At 60.3% G+C, this 15,662-nt stretch carries 17 protein-coding genes; 11 read left to right on the plus strand and 6 right to left on the minus strand.

Annotated elements, in window-relative coordinates:
- Nucleotides 1-172: 172 nt before the first annotated feature.
- The gene (locus EJO71_RS15830) at nt 173-652 is read right to left on the minus strand and encodes a hypothetical protein (protein ID WP_125950103.1); all 480 of its coding nucleotides are present in this window, start codon (nt 650-652) and stop codon (nt 173-175) included.
- 480 nt (nt 653-1,132) lie between these two features.
- Here EJO71_RS15830 and EJO71_RS34600 point away from each other — a divergent pair, with 480 nt between their 5' ends.
- Nucleotides 1,133-1,426 (plus strand): hypothetical protein, encoded by a 294-nt coding sequence (locus EJO71_RS34600; protein ID WP_206169028.1) that lies wholly within the window; start codon nt 1,133-1,135, stop codon nt 1,424-1,426.
- Between the two features lie 73 nt (nt 1,427-1,499).
- Here EJO71_RS34600 and EJO71_RS15840 read toward each other — a convergent pair whose 3' ends face one another.
- Nucleotides 1,500-2,441 (minus strand): LysR substrate-binding domain-containing protein, encoded by a 942-nt coding sequence (locus EJO71_RS15840; protein ID WP_240651442.1) that lies wholly within the window; start codon nt 2,439-2,441, stop codon nt 1,500-1,502.
- 200 nt (nt 2,442-2,641) lie between these two features.
- Here EJO71_RS15840 and EJO71_RS15845 point away from each other — a divergent pair, with 200 nt between their 5' ends.
- From EJO71_RS15845 to EJO71_RS15880, 8 genes are all read left to right on the plus strand, one after another.
- Nucleotides 2,642-2,932 carry a hypothetical protein gene (locus tag EJO71_RS15845; protein ID WP_125950102.1) on the plus strand — a complete coding sequence of 97 codons (291 nt, stop codon included), beginning with the start codon at nt 2,642-2,644 and terminating at the stop codon, nt 2,930-2,932.
- A 21-nt stretch (nt 2,933-2,953) separates the two neighbouring features.
- A complete protein-coding gene (locus EJO71_RS15850) occupies nt 2,954-3,850 on the plus strand; it encodes a TauD/TfdA family dioxygenase (RefSeq protein WP_125950101.1) in 897 nt (298 codons plus the stop codon).
- Between the two features lie 18 nt (nt 3,851-3,868).
- On the plus strand, nt 3,869-5,065 hold the full coding sequence (locus EJO71_RS15855; RefSeq protein WP_125950100.1) for an MFS transporter: 1,197 nt from the start codon (nt 3,869-3,871) through the stop codon (nt 5,063-5,065).
- A gap of 208 nt (nt 5,066-5,273) precedes the next feature.
- The gene (locus EJO71_RS15860; protein ID WP_125950099.1) at nt 5,274-5,504 is read left to right on the plus strand and encodes a hypothetical protein; all 231 of its coding nucleotides are present in this window, start codon (nt 5,274-5,276) and stop codon (nt 5,502-5,504) included.
- A 99-nt stretch (nt 5,505-5,603) separates the two neighbouring features.
- Nucleotides 5,604-7,634, plus strand: coding sequence for a hypothetical protein (locus EJO71_RS15865; RefSeq protein WP_206169027.1), 2,031 nt, complete (start codon nt 5,604-5,606; stop codon nt 7,632-7,634).
- 4 nt (nt 7,635-7,638) lie between these two features.
- A complete protein-coding gene (locus EJO71_RS15870) occupies nt 7,639-7,905 on the plus strand; it encodes a hypothetical protein (RefSeq protein ID WP_206169083.1) in 267 nt (88 codons plus the stop codon).
- 192 nt (nt 7,906-8,097) lie between these two features.
- Nucleotides 8,098-9,225 carry a phospholipase D family protein gene (locus tag EJO71_RS15875; protein ID WP_125950098.1) on the plus strand — a complete coding sequence of 376 codons (1,128 nt, stop codon included), beginning with the start codon at nt 8,098-8,100 and terminating at the stop codon, nt 9,223-9,225.
- Between the two features lie 304 nt (nt 9,226-9,529).
- Complete coding sequence (locus tag EJO71_RS15880; RefSeq protein WP_164546850.1) at nt 9,530-10,123, plus strand: 2'-5' RNA ligase family protein; 594 nt, start codon at nt 9,530-9,532, stop codon at nt 10,121-10,123.
- On the opposite strand, the gene EJO71_RS15885 is transcribed toward EJO71_RS15880, so the two are convergent.
- Nucleotides 10,093-10,515: a VOC family protein gene (locus tag EJO71_RS15885; RefSeq protein ID WP_125950096.1), complete on the minus strand. Its 423-nt coding sequence runs from the start codon at nt 10,513-10,515 to the stop codon at nt 10,093-10,095. The two genes, EJO71_RS15880 and EJO71_RS15885, sit on opposite strands and share 31 nt — an antisense overlap.
- 59 nt (nt 10,516-10,574) lie before the next feature.
- Here EJO71_RS15885 and EJO71_RS15890 point away from each other — a divergent pair, with 59 nt between their 5' ends.
- Both EJO71_RS15890 and EJO71_RS15895 read left to right on the plus strand, forming a co-directional pair.
- The gene (locus EJO71_RS15890; RefSeq protein ID WP_164546849.1) at nt 10,575-11,387 is read left to right on the plus strand and encodes a helix-turn-helix domain-containing protein; all 813 of its coding nucleotides are present in this window, start codon (nt 10,575-10,577) and stop codon (nt 11,385-11,387) included.
- A 102-nt stretch (nt 11,388-11,489) separates the two neighbouring features.
- On the plus strand, nt 11,490-11,981 hold the full coding sequence (locus EJO71_RS15895; protein ID WP_125950094.1) for a hypothetical protein: 492 nt from the start codon (nt 11,490-11,492) through the stop codon (nt 11,979-11,981).
- A gap of 73 nt (nt 11,982-12,054) precedes the next feature.
- Here the strand turns inward: EJO71_RS15895 and EJO71_RS15900 are convergent, their stop codons facing one another.
- The 3 genes from EJO71_RS15900 to EJO71_RS15910 form a co-directional block, all read right to left on the minus strand.
- Entirely contained in the window at nt 12,055-13,371 is a 1,317-nt protein-coding gene (locus EJO71_RS15900) for a sulfatase-like hydrolase/transferase (RefSeq protein ID WP_125950093.1), read from the minus strand.
- Between the two features lie 40 nt (nt 13,372-13,411).
- Nucleotides 13,412-14,413 carry a Bug family tripartite tricarboxylate transporter substrate binding protein gene (locus tag EJO71_RS15905; protein WP_171022533.1) on the minus strand — a complete coding sequence of 334 codons (1,002 nt, stop codon included), beginning with the start codon at nt 14,411-14,413 and terminating at the stop codon, nt 13,412-13,414.
- Between the two features lie 169 nt (nt 14,414-14,582).
- Nucleotides 14,583-15,596, minus strand: coding sequence for a tripartite tricarboxylate transporter substrate binding protein (locus EJO71_RS15910; RefSeq protein ID WP_125950092.1), 1,014 nt, complete (start codon nt 15,594-15,596; stop codon nt 14,583-14,585).
- Between the last annotated feature and the right edge of the window lie 66 nt (nt 15,597-15,662).

Here is a 15,662-nt window from a genome sequence, read left to right on the forward strand (position 1 = left end):
ACAGATTCGGTTTGCCTGCTAACTGCATCGAAGACAGCATCCCAGTTGCGCTGCTCAAAGCAGACGGTCTCGCTCGGAATCTGTATTTCGTCACACATGTTGTCGATAAGGTGGGCGACGTACCCTCTTGTCTCTCTGAGGCTGGAGTTCCGCTTTTGACAAGCAACTGCCGTCAAAGCAGATTGCAATAGTCGTAGTGATAGATCCCCATCTCGTCTCCGAGCCATGCGTGGCCGTCAAGCGAGTCGATTGCGACGTTGCCTCCGCCTGCACGATCGTCGTCTGACGGTTCAGGGTCAACCGGGCTGTATGAGAAGGCATAGAACATCGGGTTCTCAAGACCAGGGTACTTTGCCTTCATCGATAACCTCCATTCCGGGTGCTGACGCGATGCAACGGCCATCGCCTCAGCCTCACTCAGACGCGTCGAGTCCCTGTACCGAACAGGAATGTTCAAGATCGCAATTCCATCCTTGCGAGCCATAGTGACGTGGGCGACGGCGATGAGTCTGGAGGCGTTCAGGCCGAGGAAGCCAACATATGCCCGTTCCGGCTGTGGAACAAACTCACGATGAACTAGCGTCAACCTCTTCAACCAAGGGGTGTCTCCTTGCACTGGAGTCGGAAGAAAGAGGTCGCAGACGATGTTCATCAGCAGATTCTCTGGTATCGCGGATTCCGCGCGAAACGCGCGCCTCGCGAATCCAGACAGCGCAGCACATTTCCGGCCTGTCTGAACGTCAAGACGAGATCGCCTCATGTGCTCGCATTTCGGCGAGCAACAGTGCCCAACTGTCAGAGCTTTGTGTCTCGCAACAGCGCCCCGGCAGATATCTCGCTGATTCGAGAAATCCTCGACGAAATCTTTTTCTCTTGCGCGGCTTCACTTCTCTACAGTGAATGCCCCTGCCGCAAGACGCCCCTCCTTGTGGGCGACGAACACTGATCGTGAAAGGAACTCTCCCCAGCAGCTGACCAAGTGAACTGATGAACCGCCTACCTCACGGCGGGTTGCCGGTGCTCCTCGGTGCACTGGTGCGAACGTGAGGCACAAAAGGCGACGGCCAGGGCGCGTGAACACCCTGACCGTCTGACCACATGACGTGCATAACCTCGAAGGACAGCACACCAAATGGCTACGCGAATTATGGCCGGGCGTTCCACGCCCAAATCTTCCCGCCGCAGCAGCAACACCACGCGCGGCACAACCACCAAGCCCACGGCGCCCGCCCCGACGCCCGACGAGGCAAGGGAATTACTCGAAATCAAGCTGGCGCAGTTGAACTCGCTGCTGTGGTGCTGTTATGGCGACGGCAACGGGTGGTTCGAGGAGGCGGGGGAGAAGCACCGGGACCACATGCTCTGGATCGCCTCTGATCTGGCTCGGGAGGCGGAGATGTTGTTGGAGGCGAGTAGCAGAGGGTAGAAGACGGGCGCAGTCACGCCTGCGTTTGCGTAGCGTGGCTGCGTCTCCAGCAGTTCCGGCTTGACATGTCCGCCTACTCCCACGGAGGCAACTGCTCCAGCAGGAACTCGTACAGGCACTTCGCCGCCCGTGGCAACTCGCGATTCGCACGCTCCAGCCACATCTCGGAAGACGGCAGAGAGGGAAAGCCGTCTTCCGGCCCAAGGCTGCGTATCTCCGCCACATCGCTGATCGTCGCTTCCTGGAAAACGCCGACTGCCAGCCCGGCCAGAACGGAGGCCCTGAGGACTTCCACGCTTGAGCTCTCCTGCACCACCACCCAGCGCTTTCCAGCGGCCGTGAGGGTTTCTTCCGCCCATCGTCTGAGAAGCGAGCCCTTGGGAAGAAGTGCCAAGGGAACGGGTTGCTTGCTATGCGGGGCTGCTTTTTTCGAAACTGCCCAGACCACTGGGTCTTTGCGCAGCAGGACGCCGTTTCCCTCGCCTCCCTGGAAGGCGTTGATCGTGAGATCGAATGCCGGCCCAAGCTTTCTTTGCATCTCATCCGCGATGCCGACTTCCAGGTCAATGTGAATGGCCGGATAGATATCCGAGAACTCGGCCAGCAGGGAAGGAAGCACCCTTGTGGCGTAGAAATTCGTTGCGCCCATCCGGACCGTTCCGCTGACCACTCCGGGGCGGAGTTTCTCCATCGTCTCGTTGTTCAAGGACAGCAGGCGACGGGCGTAGTCGAGCAGCACCTTGCCTTGCTCTGTCAGCTTCAACTGCCGCTTGGGCTTCTCGAACAGATCGAAGCCGACGCAATCCTCGAGTCTCGCGATCTGCTGGCTGATTGCGGCTTGAGTGCGATGCAGGTAGCGCGCCGCTGGCGTGTAGCCGTTGCACTCGACCACCGCAACAAAGGCACGCAGCAACTCGGGCGCGAGCAGGCGACCTCTGAGCATGCTTTTGCGATCCGCAAGATCGTCGTCTGCACCTGAGCGCGTTGCCGGGTGCGACTGGTCATCCCGTTTCATTGTCCTTCTCCCCCGGCAGCTATCTGCTGATCCACGAAAGATCAGTTTACGCGACGGCGAAATTCGCAGGCCCGTCGAAGGCCTCGATCACGAGTCGTTATGCGCTTCATAAGCACTATTTGTTTGCTCGTGCCGATGTCCGTCAAATAGGATTCGCTGCGAAAAGTTGCTGTTGCACAGGGTTTTGAAGATGGTGATGAATGATTAAAAAAACGGCACTCCTGTTCGCTGGATTTTGCTGGGCTGCGGTTGCAACTTCGGCCACCGTGACACCGCTCGACAGGTTCATCGCCGACCGGGAGTTTTGCGCATACATGGTGTCACTTCCCGAGAACGATTCAGAGGAGTTCCTGGCGCGATACCAGGCAGCAATGCAGGCCGCCATTTCTTTCGTCCGCGAGAAAAAGAAGAAAACAACAGAGACGCAGGCGATATTTGAAATCAAGGCCAAATGTGATGCGGCCTTGAATTCAATGCTTCATTACAAATAAAGTCATTGAGGGAAATGGAATATGAGGGACGTTGCGACAGTTGCAAAGGAAGAGCCTGTACAGGTTGTTCCTCTTTCAGGAGGCCTCGGGGCCGAGCTGCGGGGCATGTTCATCCGAAGCGAGATGTCCAGCGAGGAGGTCGATTTCGTCTATGAAATGCTCCTGAAGCATCGCGTGCTGTTTTTCAGAAATCAACACCAGATCACAGACCAGTCACACCGGGATTTCGCGCAGAACTTCGGCGAAATCGTGAGCCATCCGACGGTTGCCACCCAGGACGAGCCGACGATTCTCGAGCTCCACTCTCATAGGGGAGGGCGGGCCAACTCCTGGCATACCGACGTCACCTTCGATCTGCGTCCGCCCAAGCTTTCCATCCTGCGCGCAGTGACGCTGCCGGATCTCGGCGGCGATACGGTCTGGGCCAACACGGTGGCCGCCTATGAGCATCTGCCCGACAACCTCAAGGCACTGGCTGAAGAGCTTTGGGCCGTGCATGGAAACGACTTCGACTACGCCGCGAGTCGAGTTGAACTCCTTCATGACGACACGGCCAAGAAATATCGACGGCAATATGCAGCCCAGGTAATCAAGAGCGAGCACCCCGTCGTGCATGTGCATCCCGACACCGGCGAGAAAAGCCTGCTGCTTGGCCACTATGCGCAGCGCTTCGTTGGCTGCAATACCTACGACTCAGACCGGCTCTACGAGATTCTTCAAGCGCACGTCACGCGGTTGGAGAACACCGTCCGGTGGCATTGGGCTCCTGGCGACGTGGCCATGTGGGACAACCGTTCCACACAGCACTACGCAATCAATGACTACGGCGACAGAACACGCGTGATGCGGCGCGTCACTATCGTGGGAGATGTGCCGACAGCTTCGGACGGGGCAAAGAGCCGGCCTCACGAGCAGTGAGCAGTCGTCGCTGATCGCATGACTGCCCAGAGTGTTCAGGCCGGTGCTTCTACCGTTTCTACCCGCAGCTTTCTGGGTGGACTGATCTGCCTGTCGCTGCTGATGGGGTTGAGCATCGGCTACTCCAGAGTCATCACGACGCTGTACGCGGTAAGGATGGATGCGAGTGGGTGGATGCTTGCCGCCGTGGCCGTCTCTCAGAGCATCGGCATGCTGGTACTGGCAACCTCGGCCGGCCGCTGGGTCGATGCCTACGGGGCGCGTGTCGTGTTTGTCCTGGGGTCGGTCTGGGGCATGGCCATCTGTTTGCTCACGCCACTGGTACCGACCTTCTGGGCCCTGCTGTTGTTCACTGCGGCCTCGAGCCTGGCAATGCCTCCTCGGTTCGTGTCGATCAACACCATCTTCATGAGTCGGCTGCGGGAGTTGGGCAAGCAACGCGCCGGGTGGTTTCGGGCGGCTCACGTGATCGGCATGACATTTCTGGGTGCGGTCCTGGCCACTACGCTGTTCCCTCTGCATGGGCCGGTGATGGCTTTCTGGGGGGCTGCAGTCATCTTCGGCTTGAACATCGTGGTGTTCTTGCTTGGCATCGGCCGTAGTGGGCAGTTGGCGCCCAGGCAGCGTCAATCCGGCAAACGGGAATCGCTCGCGCAACTGTTCAAGGGGGCGCCAGCGCAGCGCGTTGCGATCTGGGAGTTCTCCATCCAGTCGCTGAACGCCTACTTCGCCTTCTACATCGTGATCATCGTCTTGCGCTACTTGCATTTGCCGGAGCGCACGGCTGGCTTTGTGGTTGCTGCACAGGGAGTCGCCTTTGTATTGACGCTCGTGGCGGCGGGACGACTGGTGGTCCGATACCCCCGCGAAAGCTGTGCTGTGGGCGGACTTCTGGTTGTGGGGGCGTTGGTGGGGCTTGCCGTTTCGCGTGAGGCGGCTGAGGCATACGTCTTTGCGGCGCTACTAGGGTGCGGCCTCGGATTGCTGCAGATCATCAATCTCACTGAGTTTGCCCTGCTGGGCGAGACGATCGGGTTCAGCCAGGCGGCATCGATCAATGCACTTGCGGGGCCAAGTGGTGGCGTGTTCGGCGGGCTGCTGGGTGGTTTGCTTGAGCATTGGATTGCACCTCAGTCGCTGTTTCTGGCTTTTATTCCGCTCTTCTTGCTTCTGGCACTGACACGGGCCAGCAGGCGAACTGGGCCTGGCGTATGAGTGCCGCCGGATTGCAGAGGAGGGGGAAGAAGCAACTGGATCACATACTCCGGATGGCGGTGGGTTTGGCGTAGGAGGCGGGGATTTTGTTGAAGGAGAACAGGAGAAGCGAAGAAGGCCAGGATCGGCTGCTGGCCCAAGGCATCCCACAAAGACGGGATGCTCTAGAACTTTCCTCTCCGCTAATGTCGCGCCGAGGAGGGTTCCCATGCCGATCCCAAACTTGTTCTACGGGCACCAAGATGCCCTGATGAGAGGCGCATCGCCCACGACGCTTGCTGTGGGCGATTCCTGGTTCTGGTATCCGTTCGACAACCTGCTCGGCGAATTGCGAAGTATTGTTCTTCAATCAATCTTCCTGCGGGCACCGAGGCATTTGGAATGCAAGGGTAAGCACACCGAGTTGACCAAGGTCGTTTGTCCCGCGGCACACGCATGAAGACGATGGGGGGCATGGCGCGGTTTTACTCTGGATGCGAGAGAAGTAATCCTTAGCCTTGAAGGCTCGGATTTTTAGCAAGATCACTGGACGGAGGTGATGTTGAAGAAAATTGATCTGCATATCCACACTATCTCAACTATCAGTGATAGGTCATTCACCTTCAGTCTTGAGAGCTTCATAAAGTATGTCGCCGAAGCGAAATTGGACGGTGTAGCTGTCACCAATCATGATGTCTTTGACGTCGAGCAGTTTCGGCGGATTCAAGAAGCATTGACTGCCACGGTGTTCCCAGGCATCGAAATCAATGTTGGAAATGGGCATCTTCTTGTTATCGCTCGACCTTCGGATCTCGAAGATTTCGATTCCAAGGCGACTCAGGTATCGCAACGGATTACTAAAAGAGGGGACAGCATTACTGTCGAAGAGCTAATCCAGATCTTCGGAAATCTTCAGAACTACCTCCTCATCCCGCACTATGACAAGGGGCCATCCATCACCGGAGAGACACTGGAGAAGCTTAGACCTCATATCTGTGCCGGTGAGGTAGATAGCGCAAAGAAATTTGTGCGAAATATCAAAGATGCTGCCAAGTTAACCCCGGTGCTCTTCAGCGATTCGAGAATGTCGGTCGACATGATGAAGCTGCCGACAAGGCAAACATTCATCGATTGCGGCACGCTGACGTTGGAGGCCCTGAAGAGCTGTCTGCAAGACAAAGCCAAAGTCGCTCTGTCTGAGCGTGATGGGAACAAGCTATGGCAGGTGTTTGACGATGGTCAGAAGCTCTCCACTGGTCTGAATGTCCTATTGGGTGCTCGCTCAACCGGCAAAACTCATATGCTTAATGAGATCAGCAACACAATCAAGAGTGTTAAGTACATCGAGCAATTTTCCCTCGTCCAGCAGAACGATGTTGGCTATGAGCGCGAGTTCAAGAGCAATATTGAGCGGAGGCGAAGTGCCTTCGTTGACCAGTATTTGGCGGGCCTAAAGCGTGTGATCGATCAGGTTGTCAAAGTGGACTTGGCTGCGAACGACCGCGAAGTCACTAGCTACTTGGACACGCTCATGAGGTCGGCAGAGGAAGCAGATCGCCAAGACGCGTTCTCGAAAGCAGCCTTGTTCGATGAAGTTGAGTTCTCCGTTGGGAATACATCCACACTTCAAACCCTCATCGAGTCCGTGCGCCAAGTAATCGAGAACATCGAATACCGTCAGATCATTGAAAAGCACGTTGATCTGGCTGCGTTGAAGCGGTTGGCTGTTGAGTTGATCGAGGCTCTGTGGGCAAAGATGCTGGATGCGGAGAAGAAGCGAGCCGTCAATGGGCTCGTGAAGGAAATCAAACAGGGACTAAAGATTCGGACTTCTGCAACGCAGATTCAGGATGTTGACCTCTATGCCATGACGATGGATAAGAAGCGAGTGGCGCGATTTTCAGAGATCGTTGATTTTCTCAAAAGGGATCAGATCATCTTCAAAGATTCTCTTCAGGGCTTCAGGATAGAAGCAAGAAAAAACTCGTACAGCAGTGCCGGAGAGATCAAGGCCGTCAGCGGGACCAAGCTGGCGTTCGGCGACGCGTTTCGCAAGTACGGCAGTGCCTATGACTATCTTCGCGAACTAAAGCAAAACGAGAGCTTGCCTTCTGCGGATCTATACAAGCTGTTCACGAAAATCAGCTATCGCATCCTAAACAAAGATGGCTATGAGGTTTCGGGCGGAGAAAGATCTGAATTCAGGTTGCTACAAGAAATCGCGGATGCGCAGAACTATGACCTCTTGCTGATAGACGAACCAGAGTCTTCTTTCGATAACCTTTTCCTTAAGGGAGAAGTCAACCAGATGCTCAAGAGCATTTCTGAGACGATGCCCGTCATAGTGGTTACGCACAACAACACAGTCGGAGCATCAGTCGGTGCTGACTATGTACTGTGCACGACCAAGGTTTTGGAGAACGGAGTGCCAAAGTACCGCATCTTCTCTGGTTATCCGACGGACAAGACTTTGGCCTCGGTGGATGGTTTAGAGATCAACAGCTACGAGATGTTGTTGAATTCCCTAGAAGCTGGGATAGACACCTATGAAACGAGAAGGCGAGGCTATGAAACTATTAAGAGTCAGTGAAAGCATGGGACAGTTCTTGGCGGCGAATGGTGACTACATCTCCATTGACAAGATCGACAAGGATAGCCTGCTGAGATTGGTTGATCGTACTCTCCACGAGGAAGCGGTTGAGCTTGATGTATACGACGACCAAGCCATCAAGAATCAGGCTCACCAAGTCATCTACAAAAGCATCTACCAAAAGTTAGTGGATCTTCAGAAGCGAAGACAAGAGTTTATTGACGAGTCTGCGCGGCTTTTTTTGGATGAGTACGAGCGATACCGCGAATAAGCATGGGTGCGTAGAAGGCGGTCACTCTCCTATGCAGTAGAGCAGGACAAGACAGAGAGGTGCAACGTCGCACCACTCTTGTAGTGCTGATCCTCGATCCATAGGGTCTTGAAGATATCTCTACTTCTGCAGACTCTCTTGAGGTTCGATCACGTGTCGGTAGACGGTATCTTGAGCTTAAGGGTATCCACGATGACAGTGTTAATCCTGTTGCCGCAAACGACTGGAGCGAGCTTGAATGCTCAATACGCGCGTGCGCTAGAGAGTGCGGTGGAACTCTACATCGTCTCCGCATACTTGACTGACTGGAATACCTCAATCAGGCTGAGCTCGAACTGCCAGAAGCTCAGAATTATTGTTGGGCGTGACTTCGGAATAACACGTAAGCTGGCTTGCCGGAAGGTCATGCAGTGGCTGCCGGCGAATCTGAAGAATCGATTCATGGCGGCGGAGCGGATTGATGGGTTTCATCCAAAGGCCGTTTTCTGGCGTGAGAAGGATGGAGGTATGCATGCTCTGGTCGGATCCTCAAATCTCACTTCTGCAGCGTTCTCGAAGAATCACGAAGCCAATATTTATCTGCAGCTATCTGCCGCGCAGTTCGCCCAGGCGGCGGCTTGGGTTACAGGAGTCGAATCAAAGTGCGAGGTGATTGACGAAGATTGGCTTGCTGGTTATGACGAGGCTAAGCCGGTGCCACGAAGAACGAATCCTAAAAAGGCCGTGTCGCCTTCGGTACTTCCGTTGCCGGACACTCATGAGGTCGCCGAGTTACTTCGAGAGCGCAGGGGAAAGATGGCTGTTTTCAGGAAACACCAGCCTGGCTTGATGAGATTGTTCAGGGATTGTGCTCAGGGTCGGATTACCAACCTCCAGTTTTACGAGCGCCTGCCGAACCACTGGGGTTGGGGCTTGGGTAATCGATTCCAAGCGAAGGGATGGGAGCGGCAAGGCAAAGCTAGCGACTTTCGAGCGCTCAGCCAATCTCTGGTTTGTATAGTCGACGCGAAGGATGAGGATCGTGACGATCTTGTTGCTCAGGAGATTGATCGGCTCGCGAGTCTTGGGGTGAGGAGCAGAACGGCCTTTTTTACTGAAATGCTGTGCCAGTGGTTTCCGAAGCTGTACCCAGTCATGAACAAGCCGGTGAAGGAGTTCCGTTCCGCCATCGGCTACGAGAAGCTTGCGGGTGCCTCTGAAGGGGCCGCGTACGTGTATTGGGCGCAATGCCTACGGTTGGCTTTGGCTGATCGCGAGGGTTATCCCGCAAAGAACATTGCAGAACTCGACGCATTAATCTGGCTCAGATATCACCAGTAACTGAGTGAAGCGCGATTGGGCGAGGTACTCGCCCATATACCGTCCATCACTTCAAGGTTGCCGCCTGCCAAGGGTGGGGACGGCTCTTCCTTCGCCTCTGCGGCATATCCTTAACCGCGTACCTAAGACGCAGGGTCGCATTCCAAGTCTGCCAATCCGCCCGCTCGCGTTCATTACAGGAGGGATGTTGAGCAGGTACTCGTTCCCGTCCATCTTCAAGTACTCCCACTCTCCATTGCGCATGGCTTCCTGCCCACGATGGTTCAAGCATCGCGCCCATGCCTAGTGTCCAATGAGCCCCACCATGGACATCGAGCCCTTCACCCCCGCCGATGCCGCGCGCCGCGCGCGACTGGAAATGCCAATGCTCTACGCCTGGCTCAAGCCCGACGAGGCGGTGCAGGCCGCCATCGCCGAGCACCGCGCGCAGTGGGTCTGGCGCACGCAGCCAAAGCCCAGCTTGCCGAAGCCGCACCGGTTGCACATGACGCTGTGCCACATCTCGCCACAGGGCGATGCCGCCGTCGAAGGCATCCGCCAAGCATTGGGCGAGCTGCGCATGGAAGAAGACTTCGAGCTGCTGCTGGACTGGTCCGGCGTCTGGGCCCACAACGGCATCGCCATCGTGCGCCCGCAGCCGAACGCGGCGCTCGACCGGTTGCATCAGGCCGTCGTGCGTCAGCTCGCACCGTGGCTGTCGGGGCGCCATGACGACTGGGCGCCGCACATCACCATCGCCCGCAAGGCATCGGGGGCCGCCGCGCCGCCCATGCCGCCTGTTCGCTGGCCGGTGCGCGAGTTTCAGTTCGTGCGTTCGTGGCTGAAGACGCGGCCCGTGTGGCACGAGGTGCTGGCGTCCCATCCGTTTCAGTCCTCCGGCAGGAAGGCCGGGTTGTAGACCACTTCCCACAGATGCCCGTCCAGGTCCTGGAAGTAGCCCGCGAAGCCGCCCCAGAAGGTCTTCTGTGCCGGCTTCACGATGGTCGCGCCGGCGGCCTCGGCCTGCGCCATCGTGGCCTGCACCTCGGCTTCGCTGTGCAGGTTGTGGCCGATGGTGAAGTCGGGCGATGCGTTGCCGCGGCGCGCGATGCCGCTGTCGTGCGCCAGGCTGTCGCGCGGCCACAGCGCCAGCTTCAGGCCGGGCTGCAGGTCGAAGAAGGCGACCGCGCCGTGTTCGAATTCCTGGCCGATGATGCCCGGCGTCGCCAGGCCCAGGCCGTCGCGGTAGAAGCGCAGCGCGCGCTCCAGGTCGTCTACGCAGATGGTGAGAACGGAAATACGGGCTTTCATGCGGGGGGCTCCTGCTTCGCAGTTGTTGTTCAATGGAAGCCCCGAGATTGCTCCACGCCATGTCCGCCGACTTGAACAAAACGGCCACGCCACCGCTCGCGCAGGAGGTCGGCCGTTATGCCGAAGCCCCGGTGCCGCCTTCCTTGCGCGGCATCTTTGCCTGCCAGTGGATGCATGTGCTGCCCGCTGATGCCGGCGGCACATCGCCGCTGCTGGTGGTGCCCGACGGCTCGATCGACCTGCAGTGGATCGATGGCGTGGTCCGCGTGGCCGGCCCCGACCGGCAACCGCATGCCGAAGCGCTGCGCCCCGGCGCGCAGGTGCTGGGCCTGCGCTTCCACCCCGGCGCGGCGGCCGCGTGGCTGGGCGTCGACATGAGTGCGCTCGCGGATCGCCGCGTTGCGCTGCGCGATCTGTGGGGTGCGCGCGCCGCGGCATGCCTCGCTGCGGATTCGTCCGCCCAATTCGTGCAAAGGGTGGCTGCGCGGCCACAGCCAGCCGCCAACCTCACGCCCGATGCCGCAATGGCCGAAGCCTTCCGCTTGCTGCAGTCAGGCATGGCCCCCGAAGACTCGCCGCTGCGCTGGCTCTCCGAGCGCCTGCAGCAGCCCGAGCGCACGTTGCGCCGCCGTTTCGTGAAGCACTTCGGCTACGGCCCGCAGACGCTGGCACGCCTGCTGCGCTACCAGCGCTTTCTGCGGCTGGCGCGCGCGGAGCCATCGACGCCGCTGGCCCGCCTGGCCGCTGAGGCCGGTTACGCCGACCAGCCGCACCTGGCACGCGAGAGTCGCCGGCTGGCGGGCCGCCCGCCCTCAGCGCTGCCGCGCGATCAGGCTTCCGCCACTTTGACCTTTGGCCAGCGGGACGCGTAGTTTTCTGCTCCGCCGTCGCCGCCCTTGGCGATCACTGCTGGAGTTCGTTGCGCTCATTGGAGCAGGCGTGATTTGCGCCAGCGCGTGCAGCAGAATGACCTCATGACGCTTGACCGCAATACATCGCTCGTTGAGTTTGAGGACGCACCGCGATGGGTGCCCAATTCGCTGTATCAATACTTCTCGCAGGAGTCCACTGGGCTCAGCTTGGCTTGCCACGTTGATCTGTCTCCTGCAACTGTGGACGGTATTCGCGTGTTGAACGCCGAGACTGGCCCGAGCGTCCGGATCGACTTCCTGCACGCCGCTGCGGCCCGCATGCAGATGTGGAACGGCGATGCGCGGGATGGCCACCCACTGGTCTCTCTGGGCCTGCGGGCGAACCGCCTCTACGAAGTTAAGGATTCCCCCTGGTTACCGGTGCTCGCGCGCGAATCCGTGTGGAAAGAGGCGGCCCGTCTGCGGCATTTTGTGTGTGCGTTCCGCGTCCACGTTTATGAAGTCGCCGCCGAGCAGTTGCGCTGGCAGGTGTTCGACGACGCTCCGCCGATCGCCTTGTCCCGATTCGGTGGCCCACCTCCGAGCTGGCGCTGACGTTCGCAAGTGTCAGGCGCGCAGGGCCTGCTGCTTGGGGAGCTGCTGACCTTTTCTGCGCGCTTCGGCCAACTTACCTTTGCGGCATGTCCTTGACCGAGTACCCCAGGCTCACGGTCGCATCTTCCGGAATCGCCGGCATCGTCGCATTCCACGCCTGCCAGTCCGCCCGCATCGCCGCCAGCCTCTCCGGCTCCTTCTTCGCCAGATTCGCCCGCTCGCGTTCGTCACCGGGGATGTTGAACAGGTACTCGTTGCCGTCGACCTTCAGGTACTTCCAGTCGCCGTCGCGCATGGCTTCCTGCCCGCGATGGTTCATGCGCCAGTGCAGCGGGCGGCGGAAGCTGTTCGACGCGTCCTTCAGCACGGGCATGAGCGAGACGCCGTCCAGCGGGTAGTCGGGGTGCGCGGCCACGTCGGCTGCGTCGAGCATGGTGGCGGACCAGTCCATGGTCATGCACAGCTGGGTGCTCTCGCCGCCCTTGCCGATCACTGCGGGCCAGTGCGCGATCCATGGCACGCGGATGCCGCCTTCGGTCAGGTCCATCTTGCCGCCCACCAGTGGCCAGTTGTCGGAGAAGCGTTCGCCGCCGTTGTCGCTGGTGAATACCACCAGGGTGTTGTCGGCCATGCCGTGCTTCTCGAGCGCGGCCATGATCCAGCCGATGCCTTCGTCCATGTGATGGATCATGCGGCGGTACACGTTGATGTTGCCGCCGGCCAGGTCGAACAGGTTGTCCTTGATGCTCGGGGCCTTGGCTGCGTCGTCGCGCGTTTCCCACGGCCAGTGCGGGGCGGTGTAGTGCAGGCTAAGGAAGAAGGGGGCTTCCTGCTTTGCCATGCGCTCCACGTAGTCGACCGCGCGCTTCGAGAGGATGTCGGTGAGATAGCCCTCTTCCTGCTTGTCTTCCTCGCCGAACCACAGGTCGTGGCGGCCGGTGGAGTCGCAGTGGGTGAAGTAGTCGACGCCGCCCGACATGGGGCCGAAGAACTCGTCGTACCCCGAGCGCAGCGGGCCGAAGGTGGGCGGGTAGCCCAGGTGCCACTTGCCGATGAGGGCGGTCTGGTAGCCGCTGGCCTTCAGCAGCGAGGGCAGGGTGGGGTGGTCGGTGGGCAGGCCGAGGGTGGTGCTGCCGCGGCTTTTGCTGTTGATGGGCTCCTCGGCCGCGCCGCGCAGGCGGTACTGGTAGCGGCCGGTGATCATGCCGAAGCGCGTGGGCGAGCACACGGGCGAGTTCGCGTAGCCCTGGGTGAGCTTCAGGCCGTTGGCGGCAAGGCCGTCGAGCACCGGCGAGACGGGGCCGAACACTGCGTCGCGGCCGCCGTAGCAGCCCAGGTCGGCATAGCCGAGGTCGTCGGCCACGATGAAGATGATGTTGGGTCTTGCCATGTGTCTCTTTGGTCTCTTCTCTGAACTCTGAAGGAATGGGTCAGGGCTGGTAGCCGGACTTCTGCACCACCGGCGCCCACTGCGTGCGGTAGGCCTTGAGCATCGCGGCGGTCTGCGCCTGGGTGCTCACCACGGGCGTCATGCCCGAGTCCTTGAACTTGCGCTGCGTGTCCGGGTCCTGCATGACTTCGCGGATGACGGTGGCGAGGCGCTCGACCTTCTCCTTGGGCATGCTGGCCGGCGCGAAGAAGGTGTTCCAGCCGGTGGCGGCGAGGTCGAGGCCGGCTTCCTTGAAGGTGGGTACGTCGGGCACGAATGGCGAGCGTTTGGTGCCCGAGATGGCGAGGATGCGTGCCTTGCCCGCGGTGTGCTGGGGCACGACCACGTCTTCGGTGTCCACCGCGATGGGGATCTGCCCGCCGATCAGGTCGTTCAGCAGCGGGGCCGAGCCGCGATAGCCGATCACCTGGGTCTGCACCTTGGCCTTCTCGCCCACCATGAGGCCGAAGAAGTGCGGCAGGCTGCCGGTGGCCGGAACGCCCACGTTGGCCTGGCCGGGGTTGGCGCGCATCCAGGCGAGCAGGTGGTTCAGCTCGCGCACGGGCAGGTTGGGCGACACGGCCAGCGCGAAGTTGTAGTCGTTGACGTGCGACACGGGCACGAAGTCGCGCTCGGCGTCGTAGTTGTTGTCCTTGAAGACCAGCGGCGCCACCACCATCACGGCGGGGTTGGCGAGCATCAGCACGTTCTGGTTGGCGGGGGTGGTCTTCACCTGCTGCGCCGCAAGGCGGCCGCCGGCGCCGGGCTTGTTGTCGACCACCACGGGCACGCCGAGGCGGGAGGTGAGCTTGTCGCCCACGATGCGTGCCACGCGGTCGGTGGCGCCGCCGGGGGCGTAGCCGACGACGATGCGCAGCGGGGTGTCGAACATCGGATGCTGTTGCGCCGAGGCATTGCCGGCGAAAGCCGTTGCGAGGCCGGCAATGGCCATCAGGCCGGCGAGACGGCGGGTGATGGGGCGGGGGGATGAGGTCGACAGCATGGTGAGCAGGTCCTTGTCTTCGTCGTTCAGGCGATGGCGATCGATTGCAATCGAGTATGGCCGCGGGATCCGCAGTTGCGGACGATTCTGAAGACGCGTTGCTCGATTGTTCAAATCAACCATCACCCGGGCTAACCCTCGAACGCTCCCGATTGCCGTCGCCCGCCGCTCAGTCGACCTTCATGCCCGTGGCCTTGACGATGCGCCCGTAGCGCGCCTGGCTGGCCGCAAGGTGCTCGCTGGCGGCACTGCCGGTTTCGCTGAGCGGCACCATGTCCAGGGAGGAAAGTCGCGACTTGATCTCGGGCAGCACCATCGCCTTCTGCAGCGAGGCGCGCAGCGTCTGCATCACCGGCTCGGGCGTGGCGGCGGGCACCATGGCGAGGTAGAGCACCTCGAATTCCAGTCCCTTCAGGCCCAGCTCACCCACGGTGGGCACTTGCGGCAACAGCGGCGAGCGTTGCTTTCCGGTCACGGCCAGCGCGCGCAGCTTGCCCGCCTGGATCTGCGGCAGCAGGCCCGGCGTGGCCAGGATGCCGGCCTGCACCTCGTCGCCCATCAGCGCCAGCACGGCCGGCGCGTTGCCCTTGTAGGGCACGTGGGTGATCTTGGCGCCCGTCTCGGTGGCGAAGATTTCGGCGGCGATGTGGCCTGGGCTGCCGTTGCCGGCCGAGCTGAAGGTGGCGGGCTCGGCCTTGGCCTGGGTGATGAACTCGGGCAGCGTCTTGGCCTTAACGCCCTGCGCCACGCCGAAGGCCAGGCCCGAGGAGCTGAAGATCATCAGCGGCTTCAGGTCCTTGGCCCCGAAGGGCATCGAGGCGTACAGGTGCGGGTTGATGGTGAAGGTGCTGTCGATGCCCATCAGCACCGTGTAGCCGTCGGCCGGGGCCTTGGCGACGAAGTCGGCGCCGATGTTGCCGCCCGCGCCGGGCCGGTTGTCGACGATGAAGGGCTGCTTCAGGTCCTTCTGCAGCGCGTCGGCCAGCGCGCGGGCGAGGATGTCGATGGGGCCGCCCGCCGGGAAGTTGGTGAGCAGCTTCACCGGCTTGGTGGGGTAGGGCGCATCGGCCGCGAAGGCGCTGGTGGCGGTGGCTCCAAAAGCGAGCGCCGCGCAGGCTGCGGCAATGGCGAGGCGGCGGCGGGTGCCGCCGAAGAAGGTGCTGGGCGAACCGGTGGTCGTCATGTCGTCTTGTCTCCGTTATCCGGCCGACTCTAGGTGGGCGACGGAGGCGGCACAACTGAAAGCTCT

The organism is Variovorax sp. 679 (assembly GCF_003952185.1).
In the GTDB taxonomy this organism is placed as follows: domain Bacteria; phylum Pseudomonadota; class Gammaproteobacteria; order Burkholderiales; family Burkholderiaceae_C; genus Variovorax.

Excerpts from the sequence above, each read along its gene's own strand:
- EJO71_RS34600 (WP_206169028.1), top strand. The coding sequence starts at position 1,133 with ATGGCTACGCGAATTATGGCCGGGCGTTCCACGCCCAAATCTTCCCGC.
- EJO71_RS15850 (WP_125950101.1), top strand. The coding sequence starts at position 2,954 with ATGAGGGACGTTGCGACAGTTGCAAAGGAAGAGCCTGTACAGGTTGTT.
- EJO71_RS15895 (WP_125950094.1), top strand. The coding sequence starts at position 11,490 with ATGACGCTTGACCGCAATACATCGCTCGTTGAGTTTGAGGACGCACCG.
- EJO71_RS15870 (WP_206169083.1), top strand. The coding sequence starts at position 7,639 with ATGGGACAGTTCTTGGCGGCGAATGGTGACTACATCTCCATTGACAAG.
- EJO71_RS15840 (WP_240651442.1), bottom strand. The coding sequence starts at position 2,441 with ATGAAACGGGATGACCAGTCGCACCCGGCAACGCGCTCAGGTGCAGAC.
- EJO71_RS15905 (WP_171022533.1), bottom strand. The coding sequence starts at position 14,413 with ATGCTGTCGACCTCATCCCCCCGCCCCATCACCCGCCGTCTCGCCGGC.
- EJO71_RS15830 (WP_125950103.1), bottom strand. The coding sequence starts at position 652 with ATGAACATCGTCTGCGACCTCTTTCTTCCGACTCCAGTGCAAGGAGAC.
- EJO71_RS15865 (WP_206169027.1), top strand. The coding sequence starts at position 5,604 with ATGTTGAAGAAAATTGATCTGCATATCCACACTATCTCAACTATCAGT.
- EJO71_RS15900 (WP_125950093.1), bottom strand. The coding sequence starts at position 13,371 with ATGGCAAGACCCAACATCATCTTCATCGTGGCCGACGACCTCGGCTAT.
- EJO71_RS15910 (WP_125950092.1), bottom strand. The coding sequence starts at position 15,596 with ATGACGACCACCGGTTCGCCCAGCACCTTCTTCGGCGGCACCCGCCGC.
- EJO71_RS15890 (WP_164546849.1), top strand. The coding sequence starts at position 10,575 with ATGTCCGCCGACTTGAACAAAACGGCCACGCCACCGCTCGCGCAGGAG.
- EJO71_RS15880 (WP_164546850.1), top strand. The coding sequence starts at position 9,530 with ATGGACATCGAGCCCTTCACCCCCGCCGATGCCGCGCGCCGCGCGCGA.
- EJO71_RS15885 (WP_125950096.1), bottom strand. The coding sequence starts at position 10,515 with ATGAAAGCCCGTATTTCCGTTCTCACCATCTGCGTAGACGACCTGGAG.
- EJO71_RS15855 (WP_125950100.1), top strand. The coding sequence starts at position 3,869 with ATGACTGCCCAGAGTGTTCAGGCCGGTGCTTCTACCGTTTCTACCCGC.
- EJO71_RS15860 (WP_125950099.1), top strand. The coding sequence starts at position 5,274 with ATGCCGATCCCAAACTTGTTCTACGGGCACCAAGATGCCCTGATGAGA.
- EJO71_RS15845 (WP_125950102.1), top strand. The coding sequence starts at position 2,642 with ATGATTAAAAAAACGGCACTCCTGTTCGCTGGATTTTGCTGGGCTGCG.
- EJO71_RS15875 (WP_125950098.1), top strand. The coding sequence starts at position 8,098 with ATGACAGTGTTAATCCTGTTGCCGCAAACGACTGGAGCGAGCTTGAAT.